This window comes from Parabacteroides sp. PM6-13 (assembly GCF_029892605.1).
GTDB lineage: Bacteria > Bacteroidota > Bacteroidia > Bacteroidales > Tannerellaceae > QVMG01.
Window position 1 is genome coordinate 247,655 of record NZ_JARXWF010000001.1, and the last position, 16,908, is coordinate 264,562.

General features: G+C 37.6%; 12 protein-coding genes. All 12 read right to left on the reverse strand.

Annotation, left to right across the window (positions count from 1 at the left end; translation table 11 throughout):
* Positions 1 to 4 precede the first annotated feature (4 nt).
* Positions 5 to 3,142: an ATP-binding protein gene (locus M2134_RS00985; protein ID WP_280749532.1), complete on the reverse strand. Its 3,138-nt coding sequence runs from the start codon at positions 3,140 to 3,142 to the stop codon at positions 5 to 7.
* A gap of 835 nt (positions 3,143 to 3,977) precedes the next feature.
* A complete protein-coding gene (locus tag M2134_RS00990) occupies positions 3,978 to 4,862 on the reverse strand; it encodes a Fic family protein (protein WP_280749533.1) in 885 nt (294 codons plus the stop codon).
* Between the two features lie 397 nt (positions 4,863 to 5,259).
* Positions 5,260 to 6,033: a metallophosphoesterase gene (locus M2134_RS00995; RefSeq protein ID WP_280749534.1), complete on the reverse strand. Its 774-nt coding sequence runs from the start codon at positions 6,031 to 6,033 to the stop codon at positions 5,260 to 5,262.
* A 581-nt stretch (positions 6,034 to 6,614) separates the two neighbouring features.
* Positions 6,615 to 8,204: an AAA family ATPase gene (locus M2134_RS01000; RefSeq protein ID WP_280749535.1), complete on the reverse strand. Its 1,590-nt coding sequence runs from the start codon at positions 8,202 to 8,204 to the stop codon at positions 6,615 to 6,617.
* On the reverse strand, positions 8,186 to 12,151 hold the full coding sequence (locus tag M2134_RS01005; protein ID WP_280749536.1) for a hypothetical protein: 3,966 nt from the start codon (positions 12,149 to 12,151) through the stop codon (positions 8,186 to 8,188). The genes M2134_RS01000 and M2134_RS01005 overlap by 19 nt, the downstream gene beginning before the upstream one ends.
* A 22-nt stretch (positions 12,152 to 12,173) precedes the next feature.
* Positions 12,174 to 12,446 (reverse strand): XRE family transcriptional regulator, encoded by a 273-nt coding sequence (locus tag M2134_RS01010; protein ID WP_280749537.1) that lies wholly within the window; start codon positions 12,444 to 12,446, stop codon positions 12,174 to 12,176.
* Between the two features lie 373 nt (positions 12,447 to 12,819).
* A complete protein-coding gene (locus M2134_RS01015; protein ID WP_280749538.1) occupies positions 12,820 to 13,791 on the reverse strand; it encodes a DUF5712 family protein in 972 nt (323 codons plus the stop codon).
* Between the two features lie 4 nt (positions 13,792 to 13,795).
* On the reverse strand, positions 13,796 to 14,380 hold the full coding sequence (locus tag M2134_RS01020; protein WP_280749539.1) for a BfmA/BtgA family mobilization protein: 585 nt from the start codon (positions 14,378 to 14,380) through the stop codon (positions 13,796 to 13,798).
* A gap of 207 nt (positions 14,381 to 14,587) precedes the next feature.
* Entirely contained in the window at positions 14,588 to 15,313 is a 726-nt protein-coding gene (locus tag M2134_RS01025; protein WP_280749540.1) for a hypothetical protein, read from the reverse strand.
* Positions 15,267 to 15,659, reverse strand: coding sequence for a hypothetical protein (locus tag M2134_RS01030; protein ID WP_280749541.1), 393 nt, complete (start codon positions 15,657 to 15,659; stop codon positions 15,267 to 15,269). Before M2134_RS01030 ends, M2134_RS01025 begins: the two co-directional genes overlap by 47 nt.
* Positions 15,656 to 16,006, reverse strand: coding sequence for a helix-turn-helix domain-containing protein (locus M2134_RS01035; protein ID WP_280749542.1), 351 nt, complete (start codon positions 16,004 to 16,006; stop codon positions 15,656 to 15,658). The genes M2134_RS01030 and M2134_RS01035 overlap by 4 nt, the downstream gene beginning before the upstream one ends.
* Positions 16,007 to 16,196: 190 nt before the next feature.
* The gene (locus M2134_RS01040) at positions 16,197 to 16,838 is read right to left on the reverse strand and encodes an abortive infection system antitoxin AbiGi family protein (protein ID WP_280749543.1); all 642 of its coding nucleotides are present in this window, start codon (positions 16,836 to 16,838) and stop codon (positions 16,197 to 16,199) included.
* Positions 16,839 to 16,908 lie beyond the last annotated feature (70 nt).

Sequence of the window (16,908 nt, forward strand, 5' to 3'; positions counted from 1 at the left end):
AAAATCAAATGATACCAGCCTGCGACTTCAACAACTCAGTCATCTGCAGTTTCAATTTCTGCGGATTGAGCGGTTTGGGTGAATAGCCGTTGAATCCGTTGCGGCGGATCTGCTTTTCATCCGTAGAGAAGGCATAAGCCGTCACGGCAATGATAGGCACCTCCTGGGATATCTTTCTGAGTTCTACGGTCGCTTCATAACCGTTCATCTTCGGCATATTGATATCCATTAAAACAATATGCGGCGTATGTTCCCGGAACATATCGACAGCCTCTTTCCCGTTCCAGGCATGGATAATCTCATAATCATTGCGCAGAATGGCTTCAAACAATTCAAAATTGCTCTGGTTATCTTCCGCGATCAAGACTTTCAATTTATCACTCTTAACCTCTTCCTCTTTTGCCGCTTCCAGGATATTCTCCGCATGCTCAACCGGCACATAAGGCAAAGTGAACCAGAAGGTAGTACCCTGCCCCTCTTCGTTCGGCTGCACGCCAATCGTGCCACCCATATGCATCACGATCATCTGACAAAGCGACAAGCCAAGACCTGTACCCTGCACAAAGTGGTTCAGCTTCACAAAGCGTCCGAATATCTTTTCCTGCTGTTCGGGAGAGATACCACAACCCGTATCGCTCACATAGAAATAGAGCTTACCGCCCTCGATCAGTTTATAACCAAAGCGGATACTGCCGCTATCGGTAAACTTAGCAGCATTGGAAAGCATATTATTCAATACCTGTGTGATCCGCTTCTTCTCCGTACGGATAAAGCAGTTGGGGATCATATTATCGAACTCCACCTTCACCTCTTTCTTCGCCCGATCCTGTGTCACCTCCTGTAAATCATACAGGATAAAATTCAGGTCGACATCCGAATAATGGAAGTCCATGGTGCCGGCTTCTATCTTGGAGAGATCCAGAATATCACTAACCAACTGCAACAGAAGCGTATTATTATTCTCGATAATGCTGATGTATTCCTGGCGGTCTTCGTCTTTCTCCGTTGCCGCGAGAATATTGGAGAAGCCTACGATCGCATTCAGCGGCGTACGGATCTCATGGCTCATATTGGCCAGGAAGGCAGACTTCAGGCGGTTTGACTCTTCAGCCTTTTCTTTGGCCTGCAACAATTCCTGTTCGATATTTTTACGGTCGGTGATGATCACCGATGTGCCGAGCAGGGAAGTAGCTTTACCATTCTCACTACGTTTCTCTATCGCACCACGCACCTCTACCCAGTCATACGAGGTTTTAGCCATGGTTTTATAGATACGAAACTCACACTTCGCCGTGTGGTTATAGGTCATATTCTCGATCAGCTCCTTCAACGTTTTCTGCACCAACTCGATATCATCCTCGTGGATACGTGAGAAATAACGCTCTTCGGGGATACATAATTGCTCTTCTTCCCGTATGCCTTCCGCGTAACGCTCAATGGGCTTATTGACATCGCAAAGGATCAAACGACGCTCCATATCCCACTTCCAGGGAGTGATATTCGCCACATCCAGTGACATCATCAGTTTGCTGTTCACCGTACGCAACAGCTGCTGTGTCTTATGCAATTCGCTGGTATCGACATAGAAAAGATCCATATACCCCGGATCGCTCGACGGCGAGATGATCAGGCTGAAATAACGATCGGTCGCATCAAAATAATAGGCCATATTCACCCGCGTATGGTTGTCGTATAAGATCGTTTTGTAGATATTCAGCATTTCGCTAAACATCTCCGGATTAGCCAAGCTTCCTTTTTTGCCCACAATCTCCTCGCGGGGCGAGAGTTGCTCCTCGTAACTTGGGTTTACGGCGGAAACGACATAGTCGACCGGTTCACCTTTGGAATCAAAAATCAATCGTTCTTGCCGGTAACCAATCGGCATATTATTGATCAAATCGCTATAGCTGGCACGCAGTTTGGTCTCCCGCGTCTCGATCCGATGGGTCCGGCGGCTGAAGAAATAGACAACAGCCCCCGTCAGCGTCATCAACAACAACACGATCACAAACAACGTACTATTCTTCTCCCAAAAGGTTTGCGGACGCATATAGATATGGGCATCTGCCGGCAACTGCGAAAGCGCCAGGCCGCCATTAAGCATCGCCAGATAGTTGAACGTCGGGTGAGGTGCCGGAGGAACGATAAAAGTAGGATGTACTTCGCCAGCCACCATACGGTCGAACGCCTGCATAACGGTAGCATAGACCTGCTCGAAATGAGTGTAATAACCACCCACCATGCCATTTTCCAATACCCCCACATCGTTCAATGTAAACACAGGAGAATTGGCATAAAGGTAAAAAATACGATAGGCATTCGTCTGCAGGAAAATATCACTCTCATCATCCGAGCTATTGGCATTATACCAAGCAAAAAACAAAAGCCCGGTCTCTTCCGGTTCCCGCGACAAGAGGCCGACCATCTCATCGGTAGACATATCCTCGGAAACAAAATGTTCTACCTTCAGATCCGGATAAGTGGTATACAGTAGTTCTTCCAGATCCGCACGGTTCTGAGCACTGATATAACGTGTGTCGGATATGAAAATCAATTTATTCAGATGGGGGTACAAAGACTTCATCAAAGCAAGGGTTTCTTTGATGTAGAACGGATGATAAACAACCGTCAGATTATCACGGTCGCGCACAATCGGCTCAAGCGGTATACGATTCACCCGATGAATATCTTTGCGTGTGATATAGGTATCAATGGAGCCGATGTAATTATTACGGGCAAGCAACAAAGTAGGGATATCCTCTCCCCAGCGGGCATCGAGGGCTTCATGCATCACACTATACGTGTCGGCCTCCAGCATAATAATGTAGGCAGGCGCCTTTTGGTATTTGGCAAACAACCGCTCCTGAAAAGCGACCAAATCGTCGGTACCTGTCAGGCTAAGCGCCAGCATATGCTCCACATAAACAGGAAGATCCGGATATTTTTCGGCCATATCCGCTACGATATGAGGAATGTACATCGCACTCCAGGCACAAGTCTCCGCATCCGGGTTGATCAATAATATATAATCGGTATCAGCATCTGCCGGAATCACTTCCGCTTTGATGTTACCACTTGCCAAAAAGCAAAAAAGAGTAACAAGCAATAATCTGATAGTATATGGCAAAAATAATCTCATCATGGTGCTTCTATTAAATGCCAGAGGTGTTAGTTCACTTTGTCTTACACTGCAAATGTAACATTTGTTTTTCAAACTTTAACTCGAGTTTCATACTTTTCTAAACATACGTTTTGTCCTCATGATGCTTCAACAAACAACACCCCCTTTTGTTTGGGGCGGACTCAAAAATCAACAACTGAAATTCCTCCCCCTTCACGGAAGGGATGTCGAACTCTTTTTTTATGTTATTTATCTCAAAAACAACGGCAATGCTATCAAAAAAAATAAGATAGATAGATTCGCCTTTTCTTTTTGGCAGGAACACCGACTCTAAGATTCAAGGAGACCCCCTATTTTTGCCCTATATCAATCAACTTTTACAAAACAGACCCTACAAACAATTTAATAAGTCAGCGATAAATCAAGTTTTTGTTATTAACACAGATCAGTGTTTTTAATGTGGGGGTGAAAAGGCGTGCTTATCTATAAGCCGCCTTTTCTTTTTGGCCATGCGGAGGTATGGGGTTGCGCATAAACCGGCCATTTTTTTTTCGAAAAACTCCTTGAAAAAAAACGAACAAAAGGCCCCTTAGACACAGCCTACCCCTTGTTCCATTTCATAAAAACCTCTTTCATAGCTTATCGGTACACTATAGCTATCTACAAATTCACAAAAGCAAAAACCCCTATAAACAAATAGTTTACAGGAATTTTCTATTACTTACTGACTGCTTCTAACCGCATATTACTTCAAATTCCTCGAAAGAAATAATACATGATTATCATCGAGTTTTGCTTTGCTGTACAAATACGATACTAAGACTATATGCACAAAACATCGGTTACATTGTCATTTTTACTCATTCTCTTCATAATAATAGGAATAATCAATTCCTTTCATAAACATTTCGCGACTGTCGATTTCATCTGTAAGGGAATTCTTTAGTAAACTCTTCAGTAGTGTACAGTCTGTGGGACTCAGCAGCATTGCATTATGATAATCTTTTTTGTCAATCTTACTCCAATCGACACATAATTTCAGTCGCTTCTTAAAAATCAGATCCAACCAAATACGAGTGCTTCGTCCGTTTCCTTCCATGAATGGATGAGCAATGTTCATTTCAATATATTTATCGACAATCTCGTCAAAAGAGTTTTCAGGCATTTCTTCTATTTGTTTCAATGTATTGCCTAAGAAATGTGATACCGCAAACTGAAACCCGCCTTTTGAAATATTCTTTTGTCTTATCTGTCCTGCAAAATCGTAAAGACCACCAAACAAATAGGCGTGGATTTGTTGTAGGCTTTTTGTTGTGCCAATTTCCGCATCGTTGATGAGATTGCTTTCGAAAAAAGAATATGCCTTCTTTTTGCTTTGTCCATCAATGCTGTTGTCACTATAAGTAAACCAATCGAGGAATTTAATTGCATTGTTGTTAGGAAAATGCTTAGCAAGAGAAATAACGCCCTCGCTATCAAGCGTATCAGCCAAACGTCTTTTACCATCAGCTGCCATAAACTTGAAACCGTGAGTAGCACTCACAAGTTGATTTTGCTCTTTGGTTAGTTTACGTTTCAACCAACGCCAATAATTATTTGCTTTGGTGTAGTCGTCTTGCCCATAGAGTGCTGCTACTACATCTACTACATTAAACCACCATTTGTTGTTCTCTTCGTCCCAAATGGCACGAACCTCGCGGTCATCGAAGAAACGAATTGATATTTTTGTATTATTGCTCATTGTCCATGTCAAGAGAATTTCTATTCTATGTTTTGATGTTCGGGCATAATTATATTGTGCTTGTCATCTGTTACAAATGTATGATAATAAACAGTCAAAACAATAACCTGCAATAATTTTCTTAAAGCAAAACGGGCTACAAACACCTGGTTTGCAGCCCGTTTTTATTATTTGTTAATTATTTAACTTCTCGATTCTTTGAATTCTAATCGCCTTTTACTTCACTTCTTCGAAATTGAGCGTATGTGAGTATCAGAAAGTTAAGTTTCTATGGTACAAATGCGGTACTGATATAGTGTATAGAAATCATCGGTTACATTGTCGTTTGTGGTTGTTTGTGTTCATTTTGAAATGCTGTTCATTGTCAATGAACATGCAAGGATAGTGAACAAACTCTCTACTCGTAGTCCATTCTTCGCTCTCGAAATTCATTTATTTCTCCGCAATCGCATAATCTGAAATTGATATCGTAATGTCGCTCTAATTTATGTTCATGAAAATGTCCATAATACCAATCTACTATGTTCTTTTGCTGCTCTTGTAGCTTTGCGAATATCAGATCCATAGTTACTCGCTCCCGATCAATGACTTGCTCTAACCCGTCATCCACTTTCAACCAAGTGGTAATACCTTGCTTGGTGGTTGGATAAGCAAAAGAAGGAACGGTATGCGTTGCTACAATATCGATTTTATTAGGATACACATAATTAATTTCGTTCAGCTTCTCCTCATCAAAATAAGGCAATTCAGCATCACCCCAATAGGTTTTCCTTCCTGTTTTTTGCTCTCTTTCTATCCTATATGTACGGTCAATAGAAGTTGCACCTCCGACACACAAAACATTTGTTGCTCCAACCTGTACAATACTGTAATCCTCTAACAAGTGGATGTGTTTATGTTTTTTGAAACTACCATTGAAATAATCCGGAGCATCATGATTTCCTCGAAACATAACCAAGTGATTATTCTTTTTGGACAGCCTCAGATTAAGCTTGCGAAATAATGTCAAATAGTATTCGTCCTTGTGAAATCCCATGCCAATATCTCCACAGACTATCAGAACGGCATTGTCGTATTGATTTAGTTTATAGGCAATCGTTTCAAACTCTCCGTGGATATCGCCACAAAAAAGCAAGGCATCTATATTTTCAAACCGTATATTACTAAGCATTTCTTTTCTGTGTGAATTATCCGACATTTTCGCTACACTATGCATTGCCTCATTTGTTGTTGCTCGCTTTGCTTACTTTTTGCGTGATCGATGCGTGATATGCGTGATTTTTGCGCGATCACAAAAGTTCGTAAAAAGTTCCAGCACCTGCACCAGACATTCCTAATAATCCAAATTTTTCAACCAATTCTTTTAGTTCATTAGTTGCTGTCTTATTTGAAAAGTTACTTGCTTTTGCATTTCATGATAAGCAAATAATATTGTAAATCAAAATCTTATTACTATCGCCATATGAATTTTTTGTACGAATCCGTTTGCCTTCTGGCGAAAAAACACTGATTGGTATTTGAAAAAACGAATGCATTGTTTGCCCATCAGTATTAATCGCAGCAATTACTCTTGGTGTAACGATAGCGACATGAAGTTCATTTCTTTTACACTGTTCGCTTAGGTACTTCAAAAAATGAGTTTTGTCTGAGGCTGCTTGGCCCGTAAGAAATAGCGATTTGCATTTGTTTAGCACAACATCAACCGCTTGCATAAATTCTTCACTCTGCTGGTCTATTTACATTATCATAAATTTAATAGTTGTTTCTCCATTTTGTCACTCGTTCAATAATAGTTTCACAATACTTTTTTGCTGTATTAAAATCATCAATTGAGATAAATTCGCTATTATTATGTGCAACAGGATTCCTTATATCTGCTAAGAAATTGAATTTTTTACCCCATTCTTTCTTTTCATCTCCTAATACTTTTTTAAACCAATCCCAATCTGAGGAAATAAATAAATCATACATATCTCTTGGAAATGTATAGTCTATCAAATGTTCGCTGGAATTACCAAATTTTTTGTTTGAATATGTTCGAGTATTGCACAACTTTTTAATCCCGTCGTATTTTCCTCCACTTTTAGCGTATTTTGTCAAATATTTAGTTTCCCAATCATCATCAAAAACTTCAGTAATCCACGTCTTAATTAAATCTCTTACTGCCCGCTCTGTTTCCTTCCAAAGAGGCCAAAAGTCTATATCATTATATTTCAAATATAATAATTCGGTAAAATAATCCGAGAAACAAACATATGAAGCCGAATTCTGATTTTTAGAATTGTTAAATTCTCTTTTTAACAATGAATATTTTTTCATGGAGCCAACTTTTCTAATAAACTCATATTTCAGAAGTTTTTGCTCATCTGATATTGTAACATTATATATGGGCCCCAAAATTAACTGTAATGCTTTATCGTATAGTTTTTCGTCTTTTAGCAGGATAATTATTTTATCAAAGTTATTAAATAGTGCCAATTTTAGCTCAGACTCCAAATAGGATGGTTCAAAATCAAATTTTACAACTTGGTTTTTTAACATTAAGTTGTAAACTTCATAATTACACATGTCGATCAGAAATGGATGTCTGCCAACTAAATAATCAATGTTTTGCTTATATTCATCCGACACTTCAATGTCTAATCGCTTCAAAGAATCCCAATATTCAGCAATATCTGAATTATTGAACAATCCAAGCCGTAAATCTGAGAAAATGCCACAAAAGTTTGATATCGCACCGTTTTCTGCCTCAATCTCCTGAATAGTTCGACGGGAAACAGTAACCAAGCAAATCTGCGTCTCTGGTTGCGAAGCCAACTCTCGTAATAATTGAAAATCAGAAACAGTGAAAATTGAGGCGACATGGTCAAATTCATCCAAAATAAAAGATGCTCTAAATTCGTTTCGTTTCAAAAAACGGAAAAATTTTTGAACAAGATTCTTGAATTCAAAATTGTCTTTTTCAGCTTTCATCTTGTCATATATTGGTTGAAGTTTATTAAACGAAGATTCGTGGCTTTCTATAAGCTCAAGCTCTTCCAATACTTGACACGCTAATTGTTTAAAAAAATCCTTTGAGGAAACAAGTCGTCCGACATAAATAAACGATAGAATGTTTCTTTTGTTCAGTAGTTTTTCTTTTAACGGCATCAATGCATTCCAAACTAAACTTGATTTGCCTATTCGCGGCATACCCATAATAGCAATGTTTCCATATGCATCACCAAGTATGCGATTTTGTATTGTTTGTACTTCATTCTTTCTCCCTGCAAATCGGCTTCCTTTGACGATTTGACCATAATCAGAAAAGGGATTCTGTGAGTTTAATGCTTTAATAACCATTCTTGAAAAAGTTTTACTTGTATTTTGTAACTATCTTCTCTCTGCTCCAATACTTCTCTCTTAACCAAATCTTTCAATACTTCATCAATATCTATATCTTTGGTTTTAATTGATATTTGATCACGTTTGCAAAATCCAATGAATTTGGCATTTGTTGCAACATTTTTAAGAATTTCCTTAGAAACTTCCTGTTTGTATCTTTGAATATCGTGTTCTTCACCTGCATTAAGCAAATTATCAAATTTGTCGTCGGTAAGCGCTTGTCCTCCATTTATGAAACTATCTGCATTTTTTTTAACATCAGCACTTGTTACCTGAATATATTTTTTACGATTCATTTCAGAAACGAGGCGGGCACAAAAAATTTGAATATAGTACGGATTACAGGAAGTATAGTCTATTATTGTTTCCAGCGCGTCGCCGATAAATCTGTTTCCACCTGATTTGGTTTTTCCAATTGGTTCTTCTATCAATCGGACAGCATCTTCTTTTGAAAGATAAGTAAGTCGTTCATCTTGAGTTATTCCAAATTCGTTTGGAAACTCCTCTTTAAACATTGGAAAAATATCCTGACCAACAAGTACCGAGGAAAACATCGAATCTTCGTTTTGGGTTATCGCTTTCCATTGTTTCATAAAACCATCAGAAATTTTTCCTTTTTTAATCGCCGTATAGATATAGGTGAACTCATCGATCATAATTACTATTTTTTTATCTTTCCATTCATCAAGAGTTGAACAGGCTTTTTTGAAAAGACGAATTTGTTTTCTAAAAAAATCAGCAGGATTAGGTGCTTCTTTAAATTCGGAAAAGGTAGGAGACTTGAATATCGGCACTTCGGTATTATAATTTTCCAATTCTTCTGCAATTAAATCGGTTATTTTATAGAAGAATGTTTCTGTAGAAATGTTTTCAAAGATGTTCCCTATACTAAAAGATATACAGAATGTTTTATTTGTAGCCTCTAGAGATTTTTTCAAATGATAAAGCACCGAAGATTTTCCTGATCGTTTCTGCCCATATATTACCACTTGCTTAGAATCCGTTGTGATTATTGCTTCTGTTATTTTTTTGATGATTTCATTTCTGCCGTAAAACATTTTTGTGTCGGTAACAGGACCACCATTAGCCAACCTCTCGTATGGATTTGGAATTGTTTCAAATTCTTCTTCTGAATACAAACGTAAAGATAGTTGTTCTTCTTTTACAACAGATTCTTCTTGGTTTCTAATTTTGTAAGAAGTAGCAATATTAATTGTCGTAGCTTTATCTTGTATTACTTTATCGGATAGCTCTGCTTTAAGTTGCAATTCGCAATGTTCACCACCATCAACAGAATCTGAATAATCAGCCTTATCTTTTGATTTAACTTCATCAGATTCTTTTAGAAAGACTGATATATCTCTAATTGGTGAAGAATTTTTAGAATTTTCCACTTGAACCTTAATGAAAACCGTTTTATCCTCTTGGTTCACAACAGAGCCTTCTTCGCCTAAAATGCTAACTTTAACAACCGGAATACTTGCTGCTTCAATTGATTTGAAGGAATTGTCTAAAGAAAGAATTATTTTCTCTAACAATGGGACAAATCCTTCATAAGAAAGTTTTGTAGGTTGCTCTCTAAACTCACTTATTAATTGATTTACTTGAGTCTTCGCATTGCCATACAAACGTTCTTTATCTCTGTATCCATTTTGTTTTAGATACTGAGTTAAAACTTCAACTATATCCGTTGTTAATATTGTTAATCTGCTTGTATCTAATGTGGTTAGCCAGTTCTTTTTGAGGTCAGATATGGAATCTTTTAATTGATTAACAATAACCTCAAGGTTGTCGTTCAAATAAATTGCTTTTACGGAAGCTAACCATTTTCGGTAATCACGTTGCCTAATTTCTCTTGCCCCATTCCAAAAGTTTATATAGTCATCCAATGAGACATTTTGAGAGGTAATTACAACTCCTATTCTAAGAAGATATTGAGTTGAATTATCTCTGAAATCTAAATTATTAAAAAGTTTCCCAATTACATTAGCGGAGATGCTTCTATTCCATAAAAACATAGACAATAGACCTTCCCAAATGTAATCTTTTGTATCTTGGTCAATTATATAATTTAATGCTTCATCAACAGAGGGGGTCTTAGACCCTAATAATTCACTGTATGTTGATTTATACGAAATCAAAAATAGCGCAACTTGTGGTGCTGTGAATCTATAATTTTCTTCTAATCCAAAAGCTTCTAAATAATAGTTCCGTATAACATCCATAGAAGAATTTTCCGAAGCGTGATTCAATGCCATAGCATTACAATATCTTGCTAATACAGACTTCAGACTAGATTCTTTTTCGGGTTCTAACGAGATCATTAATTTCGCTTCTGTTAATAGATAGTTCGCTCGTTCTCGCGGTCTAGCTCGTCCAGCAGTGTCGATTAAATCTCTTAAACTTTTTAATGTTGTATGAGTAAAATCCCCTGTGTCTATGACTTTTGCAGGTATACCCAAATACTCATCATAATTATTAAGTGTCTCTTGAACAAACTTGCTTAGTCCACCCCCAAAAGAGTCAAATTCAGCTTCTGCAATAATTTGGCTTTGTTTTTCCTCATCAGGCTCATCCAAAGCTTGCAAAAGACGAATAACATAAGTGTTTTCGGGCAAATATCCTAATGCTTCATCCAAAACAGGCCTTGCATTATCTTTTTCCCCTAATTGAATTAACGAAAATCCTTTTTGAGATAGATATAGAGACATTTTTTTCTTATCTCTTGCTACTGTTTTGTCTTCAAGAAGTAAGTCTACATATTCTATAACTCTATCGAACTCTTTTACGGAAGAATAAAAATTTGCTAAATAATTGTATGTTGTAAGAGTGTCTTGTAATTCTTCTTCATATTCATCTATAAATTCGAGGGCTTTTTGAGGTTCTCCCATTTGAACATACAACATTCCAATATCTTTTATGCAACTCTCCCGTTTTTCATTATTCTCAAAAGCAAGCATATAATATTTAAGTGCAGAATCAAAATCCTTATCAATATTTTTTGCCTTTACTGCTTTTTGATAATTTATATCGTATGATTTTATTTTTTTACCACTGCTGCTCCATGGTTTGATTTCTGATTTAATCTGTTTATGTAGTTTAAGAGCATTGTCATTATTGGGGAAAGAGGAGAAAATTTGTTCAATAAAGCCAATTGCCATATTATAATCTTTTTTTTCAACAAAAGATTTTGCTTTATCTAAAATAGCACTTACTGTTTTGGGTTTATGAATCAGTATTGCCTTGTCACCCTTCGAATTTTTTGAAAGAGTAAATAGAACGGGCAGCTGTAATTTCGTAGAAGTTGAAATCAGAGAACTTGATAATAAACTGTCTCGAATATCACTTGCATGGAAGTATATTTCATAGCCAAACTTATCTAAAATAAAACCAAATTGTCTGTCCGCAAAATATTTTGTAATATACCCATTGGCGCTAACCAGTAATTCATTTTCCAATTTAGCATTGTCTTCCATTTGTTTTTTTTGTTCAGACGAAAGAAGTGTATGAAGGTCGGAAAAATCACGTACAGTTCCTTTTTTTATTTGAATTTCCCCTTTCGGTTTTTCAGTTTTACTTTTTTTGCTAACAGTCTTCTCTAACGATTCAAGAGGGATTTTACCAACAATTTTAATACCGATACTGCTGCTTGTAGCCGGTTTATCATCCTTTACAATTGGCATGGGTTTATTTTCATTGGACTTTATCGCCGATACGGTTTTATTTAATACATCCCAACCACCTAGCATTTTATCAAAAAAACGACTTTTCGTTTGCTCATCACTTTGCAGCAATACATAGTTATCCCCTATTTCGACAACACTACCTTCGGGCTCTTTTCCTGTGGTAAGATATAATTTTACCTTATCGCCAATCTTTACGTCTTGTTTAAAAATGTCGAACATATATTATGATTTGTCGTTAATACTATTTTTTTACAATACTCAAAGCCATAGATAATAAATTTATATCATCTTCAATAGCTGTAATGAGCTTATCCGCTAGCCAAAGCACAAGCATTTTTTGGGGGTTATACTGAAACAATTCTGCAAGCTTTATGACTTGGTCGCGTTTAGCCGAACGATCTCCACACTCAATCTTGCAATATAAAGCATTATCTATTTCAAGAGCAGCGGAAACCTGCCTCTGTAATAATTGCTTTTCTTCACGTAACTGACATTTTTTTTCTGCAAGCAGCATCTTTGATAGTGTTTGACTTGACACAATTCGACAAATTTACTAAATATTTGAGAAACAGTACTCATATGTGGTATAAAGTTATCAAGATCATGTATATATACATAAGCTTTTTTTGTTTTTACGGGCAAAAACAGGAATTCTCCAAAAAGGGAATCGCTCTATTTATCCCTCATACATACCTGCATATTTTTCCCCTTTTTACATTTTGTAAACACCTCTTCTATGGAAAGAATAAATAAGGCAACACTTTTACGAGAAATACTACCCGAAGCGTAGCGGAGGTGTGGAGATTTCGTGTAAAACCGCTTGCGGCTTGGTGTTGACGTTTTATTCTTGGAATATACCTTTGTTTGCCAAATGAAAAAGGAGTTTATTAGCCCATTCTTCTACCTTTCTTCTTTTTCTTGGGTTTTCTCAGTGGTTGCTTATCTTCCGGATTGGGATTACCAACATCTGCAGCGGTGGGGAGTATTGAGAATAACGAAGAGAGAAGGTTTTCTCCGCTAATGCTATCGCTTAATTGATTAATCGATTTAGCGGCTGGCTGGCTGTTTGACTGGCCATGCGTTTGAACGTTTGGCTGTATGTCTGTACCAACGTTGGTACGCTCTTGATTTTTACTATTTTCTATTTCATACACTAAAGGCTTTGAGGATTGTTTTAATTCTTGCTCCTTCATTTGCAATTTCTCTTTTATACTTCCGTTTTTCATCGTATTGCAGTATGTAAATGTTTCTTGCAAATCTCGCTGATAGCCGAAAAGCTTATCAAAACCTGTTTCTGCCTGCTGAAACAAGTTCGTTCTATCAAAGCCACCTTTGATTGCTCCTTTTTTGGTATTCTTATGGTTGGTTAATGGCGATAACTTCTTTTTATTTGACTGGTCTTTTCGGCTTACAATCAAATGGCAATGCATATTCAGCTTATTATCTGATCGGGAGCGATCGAAATGGATTTTTCCATAGAATTTTATATCTTCGGCGGATAATCCTTTATTGAAGTTCTTGGCGTATTCTGGGATAAAGACTTCCCGAATGTATCGTTTCATGGCTTCGGCTTGCTCCTGCTCGGTTTCACCCATCGTTTTCAGTTCTTTTTCTGAGGAGCTAACGTGGATAGCGTAGAACTTGGCATCCGTTTTCAAGAGTTGACCGATATTCGTGTCAATATCCTCAATAACTTGGACTTTATACAGATTGTCTTCCATCAGATTGAAGAAGCCTTCCGTATAAATACCTTTTTCCATACGTTCTAAATCCTCATGTTCGAGATAATTTGCCAACTGACGACAACCTCCGGCATTGTTGTATGTTCCGGCGGATGGTGGCGGGAAGTCTATGTTCATACTATTACTCGTTTATCAAGTTAATAATTTCTGCTTTTAGATTCTCTTTTCGCTTACCATCCATAACTCCACATGTTGTCAGTTCGGTATATAAAGCAATTAGATCTAATAGCTTTTTATTATCCTGCTTTTGTATCTGAGTTAAAGAGGCTATTTGCTTTGTTTGGCTATTGACAATATTTGCATGTTTCCCAAATGTATCGCTTATTCGTTGCAGGATATCTGAATGTTTATCCCACATGAGAGTTATTTCCGATTTAATCAATTCTTCCAATGTTTTGACTACTTCATCGAAACGGGCAGCTATCGAATGTGTCGCTCGGATCATCGGATTCAGCTCCTTTTCTTCAAAATGACGGATAAAACGTATCAGGTCATCCTGTCGCTTATTGATCTTTGCCAGTTCTGTTTTGACAGATTCGGGAGGTTCGGACGGATTTATACAAGCCTTATCCATATACTCGAATGCGAGCTTCACAATCTCTCCTTTTTTCAGATTGTATCGCTTGCAAAGTTTATCTATCTGGCGATTGGTGCTGTGGTCAATTCCAATCGTCGTCAATACTGTTTTATTCTTATTTTGTGCCATATTATAACTTTTTTATAAGAATTCATTTTATTAATCGCCTAATCAATAGGATATTAGCAATTTTGCTTATGCGAGTCTTTATAAAACTCGTTTTTAATATTTTGCTGATTAACAGCAAGTAACCCCGTAGGGCAAGAGGATAGAACAGGACTTGTCCAGTTCCCTCTTGCTACATTGCTCGCCAACAGAGAGCCATTAGATGAAAGCTTAAACTCGACGGCTTTCACCATTCAAAGTGATAAAATTAAACATCACTTTGAGGCGGTCGCCAATCATTCCGCCATAGAACTCATCGGACGAAAGTGTAGCAAAAGTGAAGTTCGTGGTGCCATGTGTTACGACTCCAATATCGCTTCTCAAACTTAACAATTCGGATATGGGTCGGCTGACGTTCCCATAATCCTGAACCATTTTGGATTCTCGTCCAAATTCATCAATGATTAATGGGCGCCGGGCAAATACGCTTGCCGCCTGCTTTACAATTTGCTCCTGCAATTCCACAGACTTGATAAACGTAAACAAAGGCTGATTCAGAAAAAATTTTCTCGAAATATGGTTGTGGAGCAATGAGTATGTTTCCAGCAGAATCGTTTTGCCACAACCATATTTTCCTTGCAGCATGACACCTTTGTTCAAATCTCCGGAGAAAGCAGAATCGTTGGTTATGTAGCAATAGAGTTGCTCTATCATTGGTTCATTGTTTTTGTCAATGACAAAATTCTTAGCCTGATTGCGGTTGTGCAAACAAATTGTACCAAACTCACAAAACAAACTCCGAAAGTCAGCATAAGTCAACGGTAGAGGTAAACGTAGCTTCCGAATCTTTTCTTTTTCATGGGCGACCATCTCTTGAGCATCTTTCTGCAATGCCTGAAAGAATTGTTGATTAGTCGAAATCACTTCCCGTAAAGACTGAGCCTTTCCTTTTTCCATAAGAATTTGTATTAGAGTTTTTGTCTTTAGTCTTTATATTGTAGGGAGGGAGTTTAAGGTCGGACTTAGGTGCTAAAATCTGATACTTAGTTTTAACCCTATGTCCGCCCCCTGAAACATAATCCAACAAACCGGCCACCTTTAGTCGGTCGCGTGAAGTCTTCAGAACATCCAAAGATATATTCGCATTGGCCGCTAATCGTTTGTTGGAACACTCTATCCATTCCGACCAATAGGAACGGTTAGCCAAATGAACCAAGAAGAAATACAATCGGGTATCATTGCCGCTGAAGTTCTCCTGCTCGTCTACTCGCCAGAAATTGCCTAATAAATCGAATAGGTTCATTTCCGTATGTTTTTACGCTTATTGTATTCCGCCTCTGCTTCGGATTCTATCTCCTGAATGGTTTTCTTTTTGCCTTTAGCGATCCATTCCAATAGTTCCTCCTCAAAGAAATAGAGCTTCTTGCCGTTCTTATAGCAGGGAATCATTCGCTTGCGTACAAGAGCGTACACGGTAGGTTTTGATTTGCCGATAATCCGGCAAGCTTCTTCAATGTCAATCGGGATTCGTTTCTGAGGGACAATAGGCGTTTGCCCCTTTTCAACTAAAGATTTGATTTCAGCCAGCTCGCTGACTAAATGCGCTACTGCCTTCGGCAGGTTTTCAAAAGAAATTTCATTTACTTCCATAACTGTTGATTTTAATTGTTATGGCGCAAATGAAGAAAGTGTTTCTGCGGTGTCTGGGCGACACTGGAGAAACACTTAGAAAACACTTAGGGTGGTGATATTTTGTAATTTTATCTCATCAATACCCAATAGCAGAATATTAATACATTAGTAGAAATGAATGCCAAACAATTTTGTCAAATCAAGTAATTCAAACACCAAGATTATGAACAGGCCATAATTTTTCAATCATTTTATAGTTATCCATCAATAAGAACTTATCTCTCCCTATAGCATCTTTCAGTTCTTTAGGGAACTTAGCCATATCTTCATATTTGTCTAAGATTACAAACTCAATTTGATCATATTCAAACGAAAAATCGTGTGGAATTCTCCATTCTCTTTCATGTGTGTAATCACATGTCGTGAAGCTTTTTCTCTTATTTATAGATCGTGGTCTGTATGGTGGCCAAAATGGAGTTACAAAAGCCTTTAAATGGTCATGCCAATTTTGTTTTTCATACTGATCCGCTCGAACATAATATACTGGGCCCCCATTTCTTGAAAAAACTAATTGTTTTGAAAATCCTATCCCATAAGGAGAATAAGCTCGCGTATGATCAATTAAACTACTCCAAGGGCATTCAGTTAAACATACAGCATGTGTACCTGTCCAAGGCATTGTGGATGCAATTATTCTCTTGTCATTAAGGATACTAATTAGCCTAGTCAGTGCATATCCTTTTGCTTTCACTCCTACAGGATTTGCAGGGTCACTTTTCCCTACAGGCTGTCTATTTGTTGTAAAATGCGCTAAGTACGTAGAAAAATCAGGTCTTACTATTTTTCCCATAATATTTTTTTATTGCAGATTTAATATTGTTTTTACTTGTCATCCATAATATGTCTTGCTTAAAACATAA

What these genes read in the sequence shown, in the direction of transcription:
- M2134_RS01010 (WP_280749537.1), bottom strand. Translation starts at nt 12,446, where the DNA reads ATGCTGCTTGCAGAAAAAAAATGTCAGTTACGTGAAGAAAAGCAATTA.
- M2134_RS01030 (WP_280749541.1), bottom strand. Translation starts at nt 15,659, where the DNA reads ATGAACCTATTCGATTTATTAGGCAATTTCTGGCGAGTAGACGAGCAG.
- M2134_RS01015 (WP_280749538.1), bottom strand. Translation starts at nt 13,791, where the DNA reads ATGAACATAGACTTCCCGCCACCATCCGCCGGAACATACAACAATGCC.
- M2134_RS01035 (WP_280749542.1), bottom strand. Translation starts at nt 16,006, where the DNA reads ATGGAAGTAAATGAAATTTCTTTTGAAAACCTGCCGAAGGCAGTAGCG.
- M2134_RS01020 (WP_280749539.1), bottom strand. Translation starts at nt 14,380, where the DNA reads ATGGCACAAAATAAGAATAAAACAGTATTGACGACGATTGGAATTGAC.
- M2134_RS01040 (WP_280749543.1), bottom strand. Translation starts at nt 16,838, where the DNA reads ATGGGAAAAATAGTAAGACCTGATTTTTCTACGTACTTAGCGCATTTT.
- M2134_RS00990 (WP_280749533.1), bottom strand. Translation starts at nt 4,862, where the DNA reads ATGAGCAATAATACAAAAATATCAATTCGTTTCTTCGATGACCGCGAG.
- M2134_RS01000 (WP_280749535.1), bottom strand. Translation starts at nt 8,204, where the DNA reads ATGGTTATTAAAGCATTAAACTCACAGAATCCCTTTTCTGATTATGGT.
- M2134_RS00985 (WP_280749532.1), bottom strand. Translation starts at nt 3,142, where the DNA reads ATGATGAGATTATTTTTGCCATATACTATCAGATTATTGCTTGTTACT.
- M2134_RS01025 (WP_280749540.1), bottom strand. Translation starts at nt 15,313, where the DNA reads ATGGAAAAAGGAAAGGCTCAGTCTTTACGGGAAGTGATTTCGACTAAT.
- M2134_RS01005 (WP_280749536.1), bottom strand. Translation starts at nt 12,151, where the DNA reads ATGTTCGACATTTTTAAACAAGACGTAAAGATTGGCGATAAGGTAAAA.
- M2134_RS00995 (WP_280749534.1), bottom strand. Translation starts at nt 6,033, where the DNA reads ATGCTTAGTAATATACGGTTTGAAAATATAGATGCCTTGCTTTTTTGT.